Origin of the sequence: Edaphobacter sp. 4G125 (genome assembly GCF_014274685.1) — a bacterium.
Taxonomy (GTDB): Bacteria; Acidobacteriota; Terriglobia; order Terriglobales; family Acidobacteriaceae; genus Edaphobacter.
Genome location: NZ_CP060393.1, coordinates 437,630 through 453,752 on the forward strand (window position 1 = coordinate 437,630; position 16,123 = coordinate 453,752).

Below are 16,123 nucleotides of genomic sequence, written 5' to 3' on the forward strand. Positions count from 1 at the left end.
AGGAGAAGATCATGTCGTCTCATTTTCATGACCCGGCCAACGTGACCAACCCGGAGCACGCTGAGCATCGCATCGTTCAGCCGGGAACCTATATCGCTGTGTATATCGCTCTGCTGATCTTCACGGGCATTACCGTCGGAGCGGCATTTGTCGATCTGCACATCTTCAATCCGATCATCGCGGTTGCGATTGCCTGCATCAAGGCAGTGATCGTTATCCTCTTTTTCATGCATGTCATCTTTCAGTCCAAGCTGATCAAGATGACCGTCGCTGCCGGTTTCTTTACCTTCCTAATCCTCGTGGCCATGACCCTGACCGACTATCTGAGCCGCGCATGGGGACTCTGGTAAAGCACAAAGTTGTTTCAAACGATAAGGCGGCCTTCGGGCCGCTATTTTTTTGTGATTCAGGAAACGCTGATGGTGGACATTACTTTTCCGAGATAGAGCAGTTTTAGCTTCGCCAGTGTAACGTCACTGGGGCCAGGAGCGGATGATCTCCTGTTCCCTTCAAGCGTGCCTGCTTAAGCGCGAAATACCACTTTGCGGGTTTGTCGGCATCGTCGATGAGCATCAGTCCAGGATGGAAGCGCAGCCCTTGGGCTTGCTCGATCATTGTCTGTTGGTCCTGGCGTACGAAGCGCGCACCGAAGAACCGTGCAATGGGAGTGACAAACGGCACGTGATAAAAAACATTCCAGGCTGCGATAACGTCGATCCGACAGGTTGAAGCCGTCACAGGAGTAACCGTTGTCAGGCTCGAAAACCACTTTGCGCCCGCTCGGATCGTTTCATAACGGCGATTGGGAAGAACGAAATCAATCGTGGTCGTGATGGGCTCGCCATACACTCCGAGTAGTTTGTACGGAGCGGAATTTGCGCTGGGCGCGTGAGACGACATTCTGAAGCCAGCATTTCTCCCATGGTTTTCGCGGTCTTCCAGCGGTTCGAAATGCTTTTCCTTTTCATGGATGCTGGCCTGGCTACGCCACCACCATGCCTGATGCACGAATGGGCCGTGCGCTGGATCCATCAGTCCGATAATGCCGTGATCCACATTGCACGGTAGATCAGCCACAAGATGCGCGCTGCGGTACTTTTCGGAGAACTTCGGAAGCTCTGGTACAGGTGGTAGTTCGTTCCCTGGGCCTCCCAGATTGCGGCCTGTGCCAGCTTCAGGAACGTACACCCAGGCATACCCATCCCGCTCTTCGCACGGATACGCTCCTGCATAGATCCTGCCCGGATCGATCGTATCGTGCCGTGTTAGCGAAGGGATCTCTGCACACTGGCCGGAGCAGGGTTCAAATTTCCAGCCATGGTACTTGCACTGCACGTGTTCACCGTCAAACCATCCTGCCGAGAGCGGAATTCCACGATGCGGACAGAGGTCGCGCATACAGAACAGTCGCCCGTCGCGCTTGCGGCCCAGTACCAGCGGAATGCCCAGCAGGAGCGCCTGCGTCATTTTGCCAACACGCAGATCCTGCGAACGCAGCGCAGGATACCAGTCACCGAAGATCAGTTCGGCTGGTGGCCCAGGCATCGAGATTGCAGGCGGAACAAGATCGTGCATTGCTATCAGCCTGAGTCTACACAAAGATAGCCACGGATTTTCGCAGAACCTGCGGAGAATGCAGAGGCTTAACAAGATTCCAGAATCGCTGGTGACCGATACACTGGTTTCGTGCCCATCGAGCTCACGCCGGTCAAACGTAACCGCCTTATTCTGCTCGTGCTGTGGTTTGTCTTTTATTCGAGCTTTACACTGCTCACTCCGCCCTTGCTGGACGATGCCGACTCCGTGCACGCCGAGGTGGCACGCGAGATGCTTGTCCGTCACGATTGGACTACGCTCTACGCCAATGGCATCCGTTACCTCGAGAAAGCACCTTTGCTTTATTGGTCGATGGCGACGAGTTTCAAGGTCTTTGGTGTCGGAACCGCAGCGGCGCGGATTCCGTTGGCATTGACGGTTCTCGCACTTGTTTTCGCACTCGAGGCCTTTGCGCGACGTGCGTTCAGCAATGTGGAGCAAGCAAATACCGGGCCGCGAGCCGGTCTGTACGCCGGTCTTATCCTTCTCTCCAGCTTCGGAATCTTTATCTTCACCCGCATCACGATTCCCGACGCGATGGTTTGCCTTTGGCAGACACTTGCTATCTTCTGCTTCTGGGTAACGGAGCAGGAAAAGCAGCCGAGCCGCCTGCCTTGTTTTGGATTTGCCGTTTGCTGCGCCCTCAACGTCCTCACCAAAGGACTCATCGGCATCGTCTTTCCCGTCGGAATCATCGCCGCGTATCTTATCCTTACCCGCGGAGTCCGTGGCGCCATCGCTCGTATCCTACGTTGCCATCCATTTACAAGCGCAGCAATTTTCTTCGCAATCGCGGCTCCCTGGCACATCCTCATCGGGCTGGCTAATCCCACTCAGGGCGACCCCGGCAGCATCACTTTTCACAACGGTCACTGGATCGTTCCGCAACCAACGAATGGGAATGTTCATGGCTGGACCTGGTTTTACTTCGTCAATGAGCATCTCCTGCGTTATCTGAACCTGCGCGTCCCTCGTGACTACGACACGGTTCCGTTGCTGCTCTTTTGGGGGCTGATCCTCATCTGGCTGATGCCCTGGAGTGCCTTCCTGTTTCATTCCCTCACGCAGATCGAAGCTCGGGCAGCGCTTGCTGCTTCACCTCTCTTGTCACAGTGGAACTGGCTGCAACGCAAGCTTAATCCGGATTCGCATGAGGTCTCTCTTACGCCGCAGGAACGCACCCTGCTGCTACTCGGAATCTGGGCTGCACTGCCGCTGCTCTTCTTCTCCTTCTCTACGCGACAGGAGTATTATGTGCTGCCTTCGCTGCCCGCGCTCGTGCTTCTGATTGCTTCCTGGCTTACCAGCGAAGTCGACGAGGCTGAATCCTTTTCTGTCCCTGATCGCAAAGTCAAGGCTGGTCAACGGATTGCTTTGGTCCTGCTGATGTTCGGGTCGGTCATCGCTCTCGCCGCGCTCTTCTTCATCATGAAGACGCAGCCTCCGGATCCCAATACCGATCTGGCCAGTCTTCTCCAGCAGAACCCAGGCGAATACGCTCTCTCCTTCGGTCATTTTCTAGACCTTAATGGCAAAGCCATGGGGGCCTTCCGCACACCGCTCGGTATGACTGCATTCTTTCTCTTCGGAGGAACGCTTGCGGCCTTCCTGTTGCGCCGATCCTATCGTCCTCATCTGGGAAATCTCTGGCTCGCGGGAGGAGCCTTCGGATTCCTGTTGGCCGCACATCTTGGGCTCCAGATCTTCTCGCCGGTCTTGACCTCAAAGCAACTTGCCGACGCTATCGCTCCGCAACTCAAACCAGACGACCTTCTAATCATTCACGGTGAATATGAAGCAGGCAGTACCCTTGGCTTCTATCTTCAAAGAAACGATATCCATATCTTCGAAGGCCGCAGCTCGAATCTCTGGTACGGAAGCTTCTTCCCCGATGCTCCTCGCATCTTTGAGAACGAAGCCTCCCTCAACCTCCAGTGGACAGGGCCGCAGCGGGTTTTCCTGTGGCAGGACGTAAGCCAGCCGCTTCCAAAGCTGCGTGGCCGAAGTTACCTTGTCCTGCAAAGTGGAGGCAAAGAGCTTCTAAGCAATCGGCCCTTTTTATTTCAATGAGTGATGGCCCCGGAATCGTATTTGCGATTCGCGGGGCCATTTTTCTGCAGACGGCTCGTAAGCCGAATTCTGTTCTAGATGATCATTCCTCTAGGCGACGCATTACTGCGGCGCTCCAGCAACCTACCCGCAGGTTTCGGAGCCCTTTCGGGCCTCTTCGCCTGAGCGTACCGGGCCGATACGCCTCCGCCGCCTGAAGAGAAGCGACGAAGTCCCTGCCTATTTGGTCTTGCTCCGTGTGGGGTTTACATTGCCGCGTCTGTTACCAGCCGCGCGGTGCGCTCTTACCGCACCTTTTCACCCTTACCCCGATCTTGCGATCGTGGCGGTATGTTCTCTGTTGCACTGGCCGTCCAGATGGCTTGAACCATCCGTCCCGGACGTTATCCGGCACACTGCCCTTCGGAGTTCGGACTTTCCTCTCCCGGCAGATCATTCGACCTGCTCGGCAGCGATCATCCGGCCGCCTGCAGGTTCTAGTTTAGCAGGCGCCGGGATTGAGAAGCGCCGTTTGTCACAAGTGTCTTGACAAGTAAGAAGTGAACGAATATTTTTCCCCTAAATCAATTAGGGAAGATACATGACAACGCGAGATGAAAATACGGACTCCGGAGCGCTGCTGCAGGGAACGCTGGAGATGCTCATTCTGAAGGCGTTACTTCGTGGGCCACAGCACGGGTATGCCGTAGCCGAGTGGATTCATCAGACTTCACAGCAACTGCTGCGTGTTGAAGAAGGTGCGCTGTATCCAGCGTTGCATCGGCTGGAACTACGCGGATTGCTACAGGCTGAATGGGGAGCGTCCGAGAACAATCGGCGAGCTAAGTTCTACCAGTTGACGGCTGAGGGGAAGAAGCGACTCAATGCCGAAACGCAGCGCTGGGCGCGGCTCTCCGCCGCCGTGGCGTTTGTAATGCAGGCTTCGTAGGGAGAGGGGCACGTATGTCTTCAGGGATACACGAGCTGTTGGGGCGGCTGAGATCGTTGTTTCGGCGTCGGCGATTGGACCGCGAGATGGTTGAAGAACTGGAGTTTCACCAGGAACAACTCCGCTCGAAATATCTGCGCGAAGGAATGCCGGAAGAAGAAGCGAAAAGAGCGGTGAGAAAGCGTTTTGGCGACCAACGTCGCTGGCAGGAGCGTCTGCGCGAGGTGTGGCAGTTCCGTTGGTTCGAAGATCTGACTCGCGATGTGAGATTCTCCGCACGGCTGCTGATGCGGTCACCTGGGTTTACGACGATCGCTCTGCTCACACTGGCTCTGGGCGTGGGTGCGAATACAGCGGTCTTCTCGCTGATCAATGGGTTATTGCTGCGCCCGTTGCCGGTGCCTGATGCACAGCAGATGACCGTGCTGCATATTGATGAGGGCGGCTCCCTGCCCAACTATTCGTTCTGTACGCCGTTCTTTCGTGCGCTGGAGAACAAGCACGACGTGTTTGCGAACGTCTTTGCCTTTAACGATGATGTGCTCCAGGTGCGCGGAGAGGCTGGCAACGAGAATATTCCCGGCGTGCTGGTGAGCGGACAGTATTTTGCCGCGATGCAGGTTGCTCCATTACTGGGCCGCTATCTGACGCCCCAGGATGACAAAGTCGGCGGAAACCCAGAGGGACTTGCTGTGGTGATCAGCGAGCCGTTTTGGGAGCGTTGGTTCCATCGCGAGCCCGATGTTATCGGGCGCAAACTGGTGATCGCGAATACGCCGTTCACGGTAGTAGGCGTGATGCCGAAGTGGTTTACAGGAGCAGAGCCGACAATGAAGCCGGAGATCTTCGCTCCTCTGTCAGCGGATCCGATCATTGATGCGCCACGAGATCACATCAATTCCGGAGTGCATTCGTGGTGGTTAACAGTGATGGCAAGACTGGCGCCCGGTGCCACGCTGCAGCAAGCGAATGCGCTTCTGGTCACTGTCTCTGAGCCTATCCTGCATGCAGCAAGCGACGATGCAGAGTATATCAAGGATGAGGAGGGACATTTCCGCTTTGGCGCGGAGCCTGGGTCGAATGGATTTGCCTTTGCGCGCTATCTGTTCCGCAAGCCGCTGGTGACAATGTTTGCAATGTGCGTCGGCATTCTGCTGCTGGCTTGCCTGAATCTGACCAGCCTGTTGATGGCGCGTGGCGCGTCGCGTGAACGTGAGTTGGCGACGAGGCTAGCGTTGGGTGCGACGCGACGCAGGTTGGTGCGGCAGCTTCTGATGGAGAGCCTGCTGTTGGCGGGGGTAGGGACAGCACTTGGTTTGGTGGTAGCGCCGATGGTCAGCCATACGCTGGCGGCGATGCTGCTTGGCGGCCGCAACATAGGCCAGAAGGTTGCCCTCGATACGTCGATCGATATGCATGTCTTCTTCTTCTCGGCCTTGATTGCGTTGACGGCCGCCCTGCTGATTGGTCTGGTGCCAGCATTACGAGCGACGGGCAACGAGCTGAATGAACAGATCAAAGAGGGTCAGCATACAAGCCGAGCGCCGGAACGCAGAAAGCTGCTGCCGCGTGCGCTGATGGCAACGCAAGTAGCTTTGGCCCTGGTTCTAGTTGCGGGCGCGGGTCTGCTAGCGACGAGCCTGGTGCGGCTTTATCGCTCTGGTTTGGGCTTCGATCCACGCGGCGTGGTTAACATTGCCTTCAGCATGGACAAGCAACAGCTCGAAGGCGATGAACTGATGCAACTCTACCGGCAGATCGGCGATGGATTGCGGACGCAGCCTGGCGTGAAGGAGGTGAGCTTCGAGTCACAGGTGCCGCTGTCGGGAAGAGGCTGGAACGCGAACATCTCAAGCCCAGGTGCCGGAGAACACGTGATCTGGATGAACAGTGTGGGGTCAGATTACTTCAAAACGATGCGCATTCCACTTTATAAAGGTCGCGAATTTAACTGGAACGATACGAAGGCGAGCGGGCCGAAGATCATTCTGAATAAAGCTGCTGCAAAGCAGTTCTTCCCTGATGGAGAAGCGATCGGGCGGCAGGTGACGTATGTACGCCTGAAGACTTCGTATGAGGTGGTAGGCATAGTCGGCGATACGAAATACAAAGACGTGCGCAGGCCCGCTGCTGCTGTTGGGTATCTTCCGATGCAGCAGGACCTGGAGAAAAAAACGTCGCTGACCGCTGTGGTGCGTGTGGATGGGCCATGGGGTCCGATGGCTGCGGCGTCGCGCTCGCTGGCATCACGGCTGGCTCCATCGATTCCGGCGCCAATAGTGTATCCCTCAGATGAGCTAGTGGATAATTCGCTGGGCACAGAAAGGATGATGGCGGTATTGGGTATTTTCTTCGCGCTGTGCGCGTTGTTGGTGACGGCGATCGGACTCTACGGGACACTGGCCTATGCAACATCGCGCCGGACAGCAGAGATCGGCATTCGCATGGCGCTGGGTGCGCAACGGTCACGCGTGATGGCCATGGTCTTTCGCGAGAACGCAGTCGTTGCAGCGATGGGGTGCGTGGCCGGGTTGGTTGCGGCAATTATGTTGTCGAAGCTGCTCGTGAGCTTTCTGTATGAGACGCCGCCGCGTGATCCACTGGTCTTTGGCGGATCCATCCTGTTGCTGACGACGATTGCTTGCGCAGCTTCGTTCCTGCCAGCCCTTCGCGCCGCGCGTATTGAGCCGATTTCAGCGATTCGGTATGAGTGATCAAGATAGTCGACTACCATCGCGTGTCGATGCAGTTTAGACCAAAAAAGAACCAGGCATGCCGATGCCACATGCCCGGTTGAAGAGAGGAGAACTGTTACTGGACGGTAAGAGCAATTGTCGTTGTATGGACGATGCTTCCTGAGGTTGCCGTCACGGTGACCATTGAAGTGCCTGGAGTTACTGGTGGGGTAGAGGAGGGCGTAGAAGAGCTCTTCGTGGCTCCGCTGCATCCACCCAGAGTCAATGCGATCGTCAGGAAGGCTCCGCTGCAGAGCGCCATGCTTTTCCAAGCCTTTCTGCGCCTTCTTATCACTGGGAATAATCCTGCCAGTCCTATCGGGAACAGACTCCCCGCAAGAAGCATCCGACTGTGCAGGCTTCCCTTCATAGCAGTGGAATAGGGATTCGTTGGTGGCGTCGGCGTGGGTGTAGAGCTGTTACCCGAGATCGTCAGTGTCGAACTGGCAGCCTTGCCAGCCGTGGGAGTGACGGAGCTGGGAGAAAACTGGAAAGTGAGTCCCGTCGGCAATCCTGATGCTGTCAAACTTACTGCCGAACCGAATCCATTTGCGGGCGTGATGTTGATCTGAATTGTACCGGGAGTGCCTTGAGTCACAGTCAACGAAGATGTAGAGGCTGCTATCTGGAAATCTCCAGCAGGAGTGGGAGCCGCGGCGGTGATTGCGCCAAATAGGCCACCCTTCTCATCGTTGATGCCAGCAGAAAAGTACAAAGTGTTGGGATCGCCGGTTCCGTTCTCTCCAAAGAGAATCTCCCAAAGGCGATCATTGACGATGACCTTTCCATTTGCGTCTTGCAACTGACCTTTGAGCGCGAACGTGCTCGGATCGAAGGCATTGATCGTGCCATCACCAAAGTTTCCAACTAGAAGATCTCCGCCGAATGGTCCGAAGGAAGCAGGCGCGAGAACAAGTCCCCATGGTGCGTTCAGATTTCCTCCTGAGATCGCCCGCTTAATAAAGTTGCCATTTGTGTCGAAGATACTGATATATCCAGCGCCTGCTCCAGCAGTTGGAGGTCCTCCACCCGGTGTCTGCATCGCGTACATGACATAGACCTGGTTATTCAGCACGTGGACATTGAAAGGCGCGAATCCCTGAGGGATCGTGGGATCGGTGAAGCTGCTCGCCAGATTTGCGGGAGCAAATTTCGTATCGAAGACATCGATCTTGCCGGAGGCTAGGTTGGCGGTCAGGATGAAGTTTGCCGTGCTATTGTTAGCGATGGCCAGTCCGGTATAGACCGCTCCGGCAGCGGAGTTATCGACGACCGTCACAGCGTTCGTCAGGCTGGAGTTCCAGGCCGAGATGGTTCCATCCAGCGAATCGAAGAGGAACAGTGCCGACGATCCCTGCTTCAGAACGAAGTCGGTTGTAGAAGAGTTGAAGGCGATTCCGGTGGGAGAACCGCTCTTACTCTTGCTTCCAGCTGCTGGCGGTATGGTGACGATGAACTGCTTGTTCGCGCCGCCGTCATACACCTCGGACAAGCCCGTCCCTGTGGTGTTGATCCAAAAGGGAGTTTGTTGTCCGATCGCTACACCCCACGGATTGATGAGGTTCGGATCCGTCTGCTGCGCTTTCACGGAGCCGTCCGAGATCAGGTTGGACTGCGTATAACTGTTGCCGGTCTGGGCCTGTGCCAACCCCGGCAATAGCAAAAGCGGAGCAAGATAATGAATCCGTCCAAGCATTTGCCCTGTCACCTCATATGAAGGATCTGCGCAAATGACACTGCTATGCCGTCTGGTTTATGCGCAGTCATAGGGGATAACTGCGACATGGCGTTTTTATTCCGCGCTTGGATCAGAAAATTTGGGAAGAAGCAGGAAAGACAACGGTCTTTTGCAAATTATGATTTGCTTCTGCTACGGAGTGTTAGCTGAAATGACTTCCGCGGCAGTGATCACCCCACCGCCTGCTGAATTAATTCTATCAATTTGCATCTCTCAGATTCGCCTTCAAAATTTTTCCGTTCGCGGGTATTGTTGAGAAGTTTTGTCATGTGCCGAAGCAAAATGTTCTGCGACTTTCGACAATAACTATACATCCGTATAATTACTCACCCTCACGAGGCGCCAATGACGACCAGCACAGCCACCGCCAATCGCCGGACCATGATGCTCGAGGGCCCGCTTACCCGCTCGCTGTTTACTCTTGCTTTGCCCATCACCCTGGCCAATATTTTGCAGACCGGCTACCAGATGACCGATGCCTTCTGGGTAGGCCGCCTCGGGGCCGCGGCAGTTGCAGCCGTTGCTATCAGCTTTCCTGTAACTTTCCTCATCATCGCCCTCGGCTCAGGTCTTGCCATCGCTGGAGCTACGCTTTCGGCGCAATATATGGGAGCGGGCAAGCAGGAGATGGTGGACCACGTCGCCGGGCAGACGATGCTGATGGTCGCCTTTACCTCGATCATTCTTGGTGGAATTGGATTTATCGCCGCGCCATATCTCCTAAACCTCATGGGAGTCGCGCCAGACGTCTATCGCGATGCTCTCGGCTTCATGCGGGTGTCCTTTGTAGGAATCATCTTTGTCTTTGGTTATGCCATGTTTCAGGCGCTGATGCGCGGCATTGGTGAAACAAAGCTGCCTTTGGTGATTGTGCTGGGGACGGTGTTGCTTAACTTTCTTCTCGACCCGCTATTCATCTTCGGATGGGGCCCGATTCCGGCAACGGGAGTGATGGGCGCTGCGATCGCCACTGCCATCACACAGGCTCTGGCTGCAGCGGTTGGCATCTTCATCTTTGTGCGGGGACGGCATGGAATTCACCTGCATTGGGGAAATCTCAAGCCGGACATGGAGTACATACAACGTGCCCTGAAGCTTGGATTGCCAGGTTCCATCGAGCTCTCGACGCGCGGACTCAGCCTTATCGTGCTCTCATTCTTCGCTGCCAGCTTTGGAACGCTGACCACTGCAGCCTACGGCGTTGGCTCGAACATCTTACAAGTAGTGATGATTCCTGCCATGGGAATCTCGATGGCAGTTTCCACCATGGTGGGGCAGAACATGGGTGCGGGCAAGGTGGAGCGTGCTTCGCGCACGGCCGTGCTTGGAGCGATTACCAGCTTTATCGGGCTCTCGCTGGCAGGTGTGGCCGCGTGGCTGTTTGCACCGCACATCGTTCGCTTTTTCGTGCCGCACGATGCAGCGGTCATCGCGGAAGGAGCGCGCTATGTTCGCATCATGTGCCTCGCCTGGGGATTCATCGGTATCCAGTTCTGCTTTATCGCGGTCTTCCGAGCCAGTGGCAAGATGGTGATGGCGATGGCGATTGCGCTGTTGTCGCAGTGGACGGTGCAGTTCCCGCTGGTTTGGCTGCTCTCCAAGCACACCAGCCTGCACGAACACGGCTTGTGGTGGTCGTTCCCGATCAGCAGCACCGCAGGAGCAATCTTCTCTTCCATTCCGTTCTTTACAGGGGGTTGGAAGAAGAAACGTCTCACCGACGAGATCGCTCTGAAAGCAAAGGTAACCGAGGAGGAGATCGTCGAGGAGGGCCTGCGATGAGCCGGCCTTCGCGCAATCAGGATCAATTGCTGATCGAAACCGCTAAGCGTCTATATCCAGAAGTAGGTGCTAGTGGCATGAGCCTCAAACGCGTCGCCGAAGAGGCTGGGGTCAACCTTGGGATGTTCAGCTACTACTTCGGGTCGAAGTCGAACTTTATGCGCAAGGTGCTGGAGGCTCTTGTAGAAGAGGCCGGAACCTACGCCACAATCCCTCTGCCTGCAAGTGCTTCTTCCATTGAGCGTTTGCGTTGTTTCTTGATCACCTTGGGTAGAAACTACCGTGACCATCGCCGCCTTGCGCTCGCGATGTATCGTGACTTTCTTAACCAGGATCCCGATGTCACGGATCATCTGTTTGAGAGGATTCAACAGCAGATGATTGGGCTGACCCCGCTGATTGAGGAATGCCAGCGCGATGGTTACGTGGACGGCATGCTTTCCATGCAACAGATCATTAGTTTTTGCATGGGGACGGTGAAAACGCCGATTGTGGTGGCTGCTTCGCAGGAGCGCGGTCCCCGTCGTGGTCCTAAGTTGCTACGTGAAGGCACTAGTAAAATGCTTACTGATGAGGCTATTGCCCAGAGAGTGGAGCTGGCTCTGCGCGGCATTGCAAAACCACAGAGCGCTCGCAGGTAGTTATGGCATTGTTTTCAGAAAGGCGATCACGTCCGCGCGTTCCTGCGGTTTTACGACGTGGAAGTCCATGTTGTTCCCGGCGACGAAGGCGTCGGGATCGGTAAGCCACCGTTCCAGCGAGTGCTCGTCCCAATGGATGTGGGATTGTTTCAGAGCGGTGGAGTAGTCGAAGCCAGTGACTGATCCGGCCTCGCGACCATAGACTCCGCGCAAGTGTGGCCCTTCGCGGTTCTGATCGAGAGAATGGCATCCGGTGCATCGATGTTGAAAGACGTCTTTGCCGCGCGCCGCGTCCGCTGCGATGGATACTTCCTGATTGAGTGTTCCGGGGTCTGGCGTTGAACTATCGTCCACCCAGCGAGCGATAGCGTCGATCTCCGGTGTAGTCACAATGCTGCCCCGGTGAATCAGACGATATTGCGGTAGGGGCATCTTGTGCGACCTGGTCTCAAGCAGGATCTTTTCCCGGAAGGCGTCCTGCTCATCCGTAGAGTAGCTGTTCCATTGTGAGAGATTCATTGCCTTGCGGCCTTCGACAATGTCGCGTTCGACCAGCCAGGAGATGGGCGCCAGTCGAGCATAGAAGGGCAATCGTGGCTGTATCGAGTGACAGTCAATACATTTCGACTCAAGCGTAGTACGCACTGCGTTCGGGATAGAAGCGTGCTGCATGATGGGCTGCAATTGCTGAGGAGTCTCGTCAAGACGAGCGTCGCCGAACGGATGTGCGCGCGCCAGCAACAGTGACGATGCCAGCGCAACGATGCTGCCGATCATTACGGTGCGCCCGGTCATGCTTTCTGCGCCAGGGAAGAGTCGGCAATGGCAAGATGACTGTGCCGTGCAATGTAATGGACTTCAGTGACGCCAAGTACGCTACGCAGCTTGCCCGCGGGAACAACCATGGGTCCAGCGTTAGGGGCCGACCCTGGAGCAGGCTGCGGAAAGGCTGTCGAAGTTGCGGTGTGGAATGCAACGTTGCCTTCGACTTTCTGGACGATCTGATGAATATGTCCATTGAGCACGGTGACTGAACCGAACCGCTTGAGGTACGAGAGGGCCTCGGCTCCGTCCTGTGTTCCCCAGCCCCATTGGGGATAGACCATCCAGAGAGGGATATGCGCAAAGATGACGATCGGTGTCGATGGGGTAAGGCGCGCAAGATCCTTCTTGAGCCATGCAAGCTGCGCCGCGCCGAGCTTACCCATGGCATCGATTTGTTGCACATTATTCAGCCCGATGAAGTGAACGCCTTTGTGGTCGAAGCTGTACCATCCATCCCCAACAGTGCCTTTGCCGAAGCGCTGGCGATACTGCGCGCCGTCGTCGATGGCGGTGTCGTGCTCGCCAGGTACATAGAAGATCTCACCCGCTCGCGCCGTCTTGATGATCTGCTGGGCCGTGTCGAACTCAGCGGGCTTCGAAGATTGGGTGATATCTCCGGTGTGAAGCAGAAGGTCAGGCGTAGCGGGTATCTGGTTGATCTTGTCGATGGCCAGCTTCAGAGTTCCGGTAACGTCCTGGTTAGCGGCCTTGTTGAATCCGATGTGACTGTCGCTGATCTGGACGAAACTGAAGGATGCTGCCTGAGCAGCTTTGCCTGCATCCGAACTTGCAGCAAATACCTTCGACGTGGGTATTCCGCCTACGATACTCCAGAGCAGCCCAGTGCCTGCCCAGGCCATGCAACTGAGAAAGTTGCGGCGGTCGATTCCGTCGTTGGCCACAGGTCCATCTGTTGATGGACTAGCAGTCTCCGCTTGCTGAGCAATGTATGCGGGCGTAAGGTTTTCCATATTCTTCATGTGTGCATCCTCTGGGGATGCAAACCGTCGGAGATACGATTTATTCCAGCCAGACGGGAATAAATCTTTGCGTCAATAGTTTTCTTATGCAGTGAGGCAAACCAGTACGATGACTCTGCTGCCATGGAGGCGCGCAGTGCAGAAGGTGGATGTCAAGCCCTCGACCTTCGAGGAGTTGGCGCTGCCGTTGTTGCCTGCACTGTACAACGTGGCGCGGTGGCTTACGCGCAGCGGCAACGATGCAGAGGATCTTGTGCAGGAAACCTTCGTGAAAGCCCTGGCAGGATTCACAGGCTTCGAACAGGGCACGAACTTCAAGGCGTGGATCTTCCGTATCCTGCGGAACACGTATCTGACCTCACGCAGTGGACTGGCTGCGCGTCGCACGGTTGCGTTGGAGGACGAGTTGGACGATCGCGGCGATGTGTCATTGCTTGACGGAGCGATCGACCGGCAGACCCCGGAGTTGAATCTGCTCCGTCTGGCCGATCAGGCAGCGGTGGCAGAGGCGATGGAAAAGCTCCCCCCTCCTCTGTTGGAGGTAGTTTTGATGTGCGACGTAGAAGAGATGAAGTACAAGGAGATCGCCGCTGTGCTTGAGGTGCCCATCGGAACCGTCATGTCGCGTATTGCTCGCGCACGGGCCTATTTGCGCCGGTTGCTCGAAGAAGATCAACGCCAGCCAAAAGGATGGAATGCATGAACGAACACCTTTCAGCCGCAACGCTTAATGCGCTGGTAGATGGCCAGCTCGCATCGGAGGAACTGCGTGCGGCGAAGGGACACCTCGACTGCTGCTCGTCCTGTACGTCCGAGGCCCTGGAATACGCGCTCTTGAAGAATTCCGTGTCACGGAACGGCCAACGCTACAGTGTGCCTGCGGAGTTCGAGATGAAGATGCGGTCATTGATCGCGAATGCGTCGGTTTTGCCGGCAATCAGGAGTGGGACAGTCCAACGCGGAGATGCTCCACGTCGTGCGGCTTTTGCCGGATGGGCTGTGGCCGCGGCCATGCTGCTCGCTGTCGGGGGAGTTGTGGTGTTGGAGCAACACATGCGCCACTCAGAAGTAGCTACGACGCAGAGCGCATCACTGGCGAGCGAGATTCTTGACCAGCATGTGGCAACATTGGCGAACAGTCAACCGCCGCAGGTCGTCTCGTCGGATCGTCATACAGTGAAGCCGTGGTTTCAGGGCAGGATTCCGTTCAGCTTCAATCTTCCTGAGGCGCTGCCACAAGATACAAAGCTCGATGGTGCCAACCTGGTATATCTCGATGGCCGTCCAGCGGCGCAACTGCTGTACAGCATTGGAAAGCATCGCGTTTCAGTGTTTGTCGAGGAGCGAACAGGCACAGAGATATTGTCGAAGACACTACGCGAGCGTGAGGGATATCATCTGGTTTCGTTCAATATGGGAGCGCTCGATGCTATCGCCATCAGCGATGTGGATCCTGCAAAGCTTGCTGAATTGGTCCGGGTGATTGAGCAAGTGCAAAACGGGAGCCGCTGATAGCGGCTCCCGTTTTCGATTATGGCTTGGTTTTGAGGAAGGCGAGCAGGTCGTCCAGGTCCTTATCGGTCAGGTTCGGATGCGGAGGCATTGGGGGCTTCGCATCCGGAATACCTTCTTTGGCCACCGTGCGGACGTGTTTCTCGCCAACACGGTCCACCACTCCAATCAGTGATGGGAAGACGGGTGGCATTCCCGCGCGCGTGGGCTGGTGGCACATGGAGCAGTTGGTTCCGTAGACTTCCTTGCCGTGCGAGGCATCGCCCTTTGCCGCAGGCTTTTCAGGCGCTGCTGCCTGAGGTGCAGCCGGTGCGGTTGCGCTGGCGACCTCAATATTCTTGGCGGATTTTGTAACAGCTACAGGAGGCTGCGCTGCTGCCTTTGCCGGAACAGTCTCCGGAGCTTTCGCGGATGCCGTTACTGACGTCGTGGCGGAGATCGCAGGGGCCGAAGCCACTGCCGGTGCGCTCGATGTCGATGAACCGGCGGACCCTACCCACGGATTCAGAAAGTCGCTCGAAAATCCGTTGCTCTCCTCGACGGCGCTGATGGGAACGACCCGTGCGCCCGAGGGAACATCGGTTCCAGCGGCGTTCTGGCTCAACTGTAGAGCGCGGATATAAGCAGCGATTGCCCAGCGATCCTCGGGACGAATCTGGGCAGCATAATCCGGCATAGCGCCATAGCCATTGCTAATCACATTGAAGAAGTGGCCCAGCGGAGCCTGGCGCAGGCGATAGGAGTGGAAGCTGGTCGCTGCATAATAACCGCGTTGCACAATCATTCCCTTACCATTGCCGACACGCGAGTGGCAGGGCGTGCAGTAGACGTTATAGCGCTCCTGGCCGCGCTCCAGCACAGGCAGTGTCACCTTGTAGGGCATACCGTCGCCCTCGGCTCCATCCACCATGCCGGTCATGAAGTAGCTTCCGGCCTCTCCTTGAGAGCGTGCCACGGTGTTGACGACCTGCGGACGCACCGAGCGTCCGTCGGCGTAAAAACTTGTTCCGCGCTGCGGAAAGAACTTAGGTTGGTCATGCATGTCCTGACGACAGCCCGCAAGAGTGGCTGTAAGCAGGATCGCGCTCGCAAAAGAAACACAACGGCCAAACGGTCGGGGAAGCCAATGCATAGGTTCAGGTTCCACCATGAGGAAGATTTTTAAAGAGATATCTGCCGTACTATCTCCTGTTCGAAAGGCTATCGAGAAGGGGTGGGGTTTGTAAATCCCCATAGGACAGCGTTTCCGTATTGGGTTGATAAATCACGGTATTTTTGAGGGAACGAAGCAGAGCCGGCCTTCGTACATGCTGCAT

Annotated in this window: 13 protein-coding genes and 1 other RNA gene; 8 read left to right on the forward strand and 6 right to left on the reverse strand. The window is 56.2% G+C overall.

Annotated features, from left to right (window positions below; all coding sequences use genetic code 11):
- Positions 1-11 precede the first annotated feature (11 nt).
- Complete coding sequence (locus H7846_RS01865) at positions 12-350, forward strand: cytochrome C oxidase subunit IV family protein (RefSeq protein ID WP_186694786.1); 339 nt, start codon at positions 12-14, stop codon at positions 348-350.
- 103 nt (positions 351-453) lie between these two features.
- On the opposite strand, the gene H7846_RS01870 is transcribed toward H7846_RS01865, so the two are convergent.
- On the reverse strand, positions 454-1,575 hold the full coding sequence (locus tag H7846_RS01870) for a Rieske 2Fe-2S domain-containing protein (RefSeq protein WP_186694794.1): 1,122 nt from the start codon (positions 1,573-1,575) through the stop codon (positions 454-456).
- 111 nt (positions 1,576-1,686) lie between these two features.
- Between H7846_RS01870 and H7846_RS01875 the strand changes: the two genes are divergently transcribed.
- Positions 1,687-3,666 (forward strand): phospholipid carrier-dependent glycosyltransferase, encoded by a 1,980-nt coding sequence (locus H7846_RS01875; RefSeq protein WP_186694802.1) that lies wholly within the window; start codon positions 1,687-1,689, stop codon positions 3,664-3,666.
- A 42-nt stretch (positions 3,667-3,708) separates the two neighbouring features.
- On the opposite strand, the gene rnpB is transcribed toward H7846_RS01875, so the two are convergent.
- Positions 3,709-4,137, reverse strand: an RNA gene (gene rnpB, locus H7846_RS01880) — RNase P RNA component class A.
- Between the two features lie 109 nt (positions 4,138-4,246).
- Here rnpB and H7846_RS01885 point away from each other — a divergent pair.
- Together H7846_RS01885 and H7846_RS01890 are read left to right on the forward strand one after the other, a co-directional pair.
- The gene (locus H7846_RS01885) at positions 4,247-4,594 is read left to right on the forward strand and encodes a PadR family transcriptional regulator (RefSeq protein ID WP_186694804.1); all 348 of its coding nucleotides are present in this window, start codon (positions 4,247-4,249) and stop codon (positions 4,592-4,594) included.
- A 14-nt stretch (positions 4,595-4,608) separates the two neighbouring features.
- Positions 4,609-7,308 (forward strand): ABC transporter permease, encoded by a 2,700-nt coding sequence (locus H7846_RS01890; protein ID WP_186694806.1) that lies wholly within the window; start codon positions 4,609-4,611, stop codon positions 7,306-7,308.
- Between the two features lie 97 nt (positions 7,309-7,405).
- Here the strand turns inward: H7846_RS01890 and H7846_RS01895 are convergent, their stop codons facing one another.
- Complete coding sequence (locus H7846_RS01895; RefSeq protein WP_186694808.1) at positions 7,406-9,025, reverse strand: TIGR03118 family protein; 1,620 nt, start codon at positions 9,023-9,025, stop codon at positions 7,406-7,408.
- A gap of 387 nt (positions 9,026-9,412) precedes the next feature.
- On the opposite strand from H7846_RS01895, the gene H7846_RS01900 reads away from it, so the two are divergent.
- Both H7846_RS01900 and H7846_RS01905 read left to right on the forward strand, forming a co-directional pair.
- Positions 9,413-10,849: an MATE family efflux transporter gene (locus H7846_RS01900; RefSeq protein ID WP_186694809.1), complete on the forward strand. Its 1,437-nt coding sequence runs from the start codon at positions 9,413-9,415 to the stop codon at positions 10,847-10,849.
- The gene (locus H7846_RS01905) at positions 10,846-11,490 is read left to right on the forward strand and encodes a TetR/AcrR family transcriptional regulator (protein ID WP_186694811.1); all 645 of its coding nucleotides are present in this window, start codon (positions 10,846-10,848) and stop codon (positions 11,488-11,490) included. The genes H7846_RS01900 and H7846_RS01905 overlap by 4 nt, the downstream gene beginning before the upstream one ends.
- Here H7846_RS01905 and H7846_RS01910 read toward each other — a convergent pair whose 3' ends face one another.
- A complete protein-coding gene (locus H7846_RS01910) occupies positions 11,491-12,285 on the reverse strand; it encodes a heme-binding domain-containing protein (RefSeq protein ID WP_255460785.1) in 795 nt (264 codons plus the stop codon). It abuts the gene before it with no gap.
- Positions 12,282-13,295 carry a metallophosphoesterase family protein gene (locus H7846_RS01915; RefSeq protein WP_255460786.1) on the reverse strand — a complete coding sequence of 338 codons (1,014 nt, stop codon included), beginning with the start codon at positions 13,293-13,295 and terminating at the stop codon, positions 12,282-12,284. The genes H7846_RS01910 and H7846_RS01915 overlap by 4 nt, the downstream gene beginning before the upstream one ends.
- A gap of 136 nt (positions 13,296-13,431) precedes the next feature.
- Here H7846_RS01915 and H7846_RS01920 point away from each other — a divergent pair, with 136 nt between their 5' ends.
- Both H7846_RS01920 and H7846_RS01925 read left to right on the forward strand, forming a co-directional pair.
- Positions 13,432-13,998, forward strand: a complete 567-nt coding sequence (locus H7846_RS01920) for a sigma-70 family RNA polymerase sigma factor (protein ID WP_255460787.1) — start codon at positions 13,432-13,434, stop codon at positions 13,996-13,998.
- Positions 13,995-14,807, forward strand: a complete 813-nt coding sequence (locus H7846_RS01925) for an anti-sigma factor (RefSeq protein ID WP_186694815.1) — start codon at positions 13,995-13,997, stop codon at positions 14,805-14,807. Before H7846_RS01920 ends, H7846_RS01925 begins: the two co-directional genes overlap by 4 nt.
- A gap of 19 nt (positions 14,808-14,826) precedes the next feature.
- Here H7846_RS01925 and H7846_RS01930 read toward each other — a convergent pair whose 3' ends face one another.
- Positions 14,827-15,939, reverse strand: a complete 1,113-nt coding sequence (locus H7846_RS01930) for a c-type cytochrome (RefSeq protein WP_186694817.1) — start codon at positions 15,937-15,939, stop codon at positions 14,827-14,829.
- Positions 15,940-16,123 lie beyond the last annotated feature (184 nt).

What these genes read in the sequence shown, in the direction of transcription:
- H7846_RS01895 (WP_186694808.1), bottom strand. Translation starts at nt 9,025, where the DNA reads ATGCTTGGACGGATTCATTATCTTGCTCCGCTTTTGCTATTGCCGGGG.
- H7846_RS01890 (WP_186694806.1), top strand. Translation starts at nt 4,609, where the DNA reads ATGTCTTCAGGGATACACGAGCTGTTGGGGCGGCTGAGATCGTTGTTT.
- H7846_RS01865 (WP_186694786.1), top strand. Translation starts at nt 12, where the DNA reads ATGTCGTCTCATTTTCATGACCCGGCCAACGTGACCAACCCGGAGCAC.
- H7846_RS01900 (WP_186694809.1), top strand. Translation starts at nt 9,413, where the DNA reads ATGACGACCAGCACAGCCACCGCCAATCGCCGGACCATGATGCTCGAG.
- H7846_RS01930 (WP_186694817.1), bottom strand. Translation starts at nt 15,939, where the DNA reads ATGCATTGGCTTCCCCGACCGTTTGGCCGTTGTGTTTCTTTTGCGAGC.
- H7846_RS01885 (WP_186694804.1), top strand. Translation starts at nt 4,247, where the DNA reads ATGACAACGCGAGATGAAAATACGGACTCCGGAGCGCTGCTGCAGGGA.
- H7846_RS01870 (WP_186694794.1), bottom strand. Translation starts at nt 1,575, where the DNA reads ATGCACGATCTTGTTCCGCCTGCAATCTCGATGCCTGGGCCACCAGCC.
- H7846_RS01925 (WP_186694815.1), top strand. Translation starts at nt 13,995, where the DNA reads ATGAACGAACACCTTTCAGCCGCAACGCTTAATGCGCTGGTAGATGGC.
- H7846_RS01905 (WP_186694811.1), top strand. Translation starts at nt 10,846, where the DNA reads ATGAGCCGGCCTTCGCGCAATCAGGATCAATTGCTGATCGAAACCGCT.
- H7846_RS01910 (WP_255460785.1), bottom strand. Translation starts at nt 12,285, where the DNA reads ATGACCGGGCGCACCGTAATGATCGGCAGCATCGTTGCGCTGGCATCG.
- H7846_RS01915 (WP_255460786.1), bottom strand. Translation starts at nt 13,295, where the DNA reads ATGAAGAATATGGAAAACCTTACGCCCGCATACATTGCTCAGCAAGCG.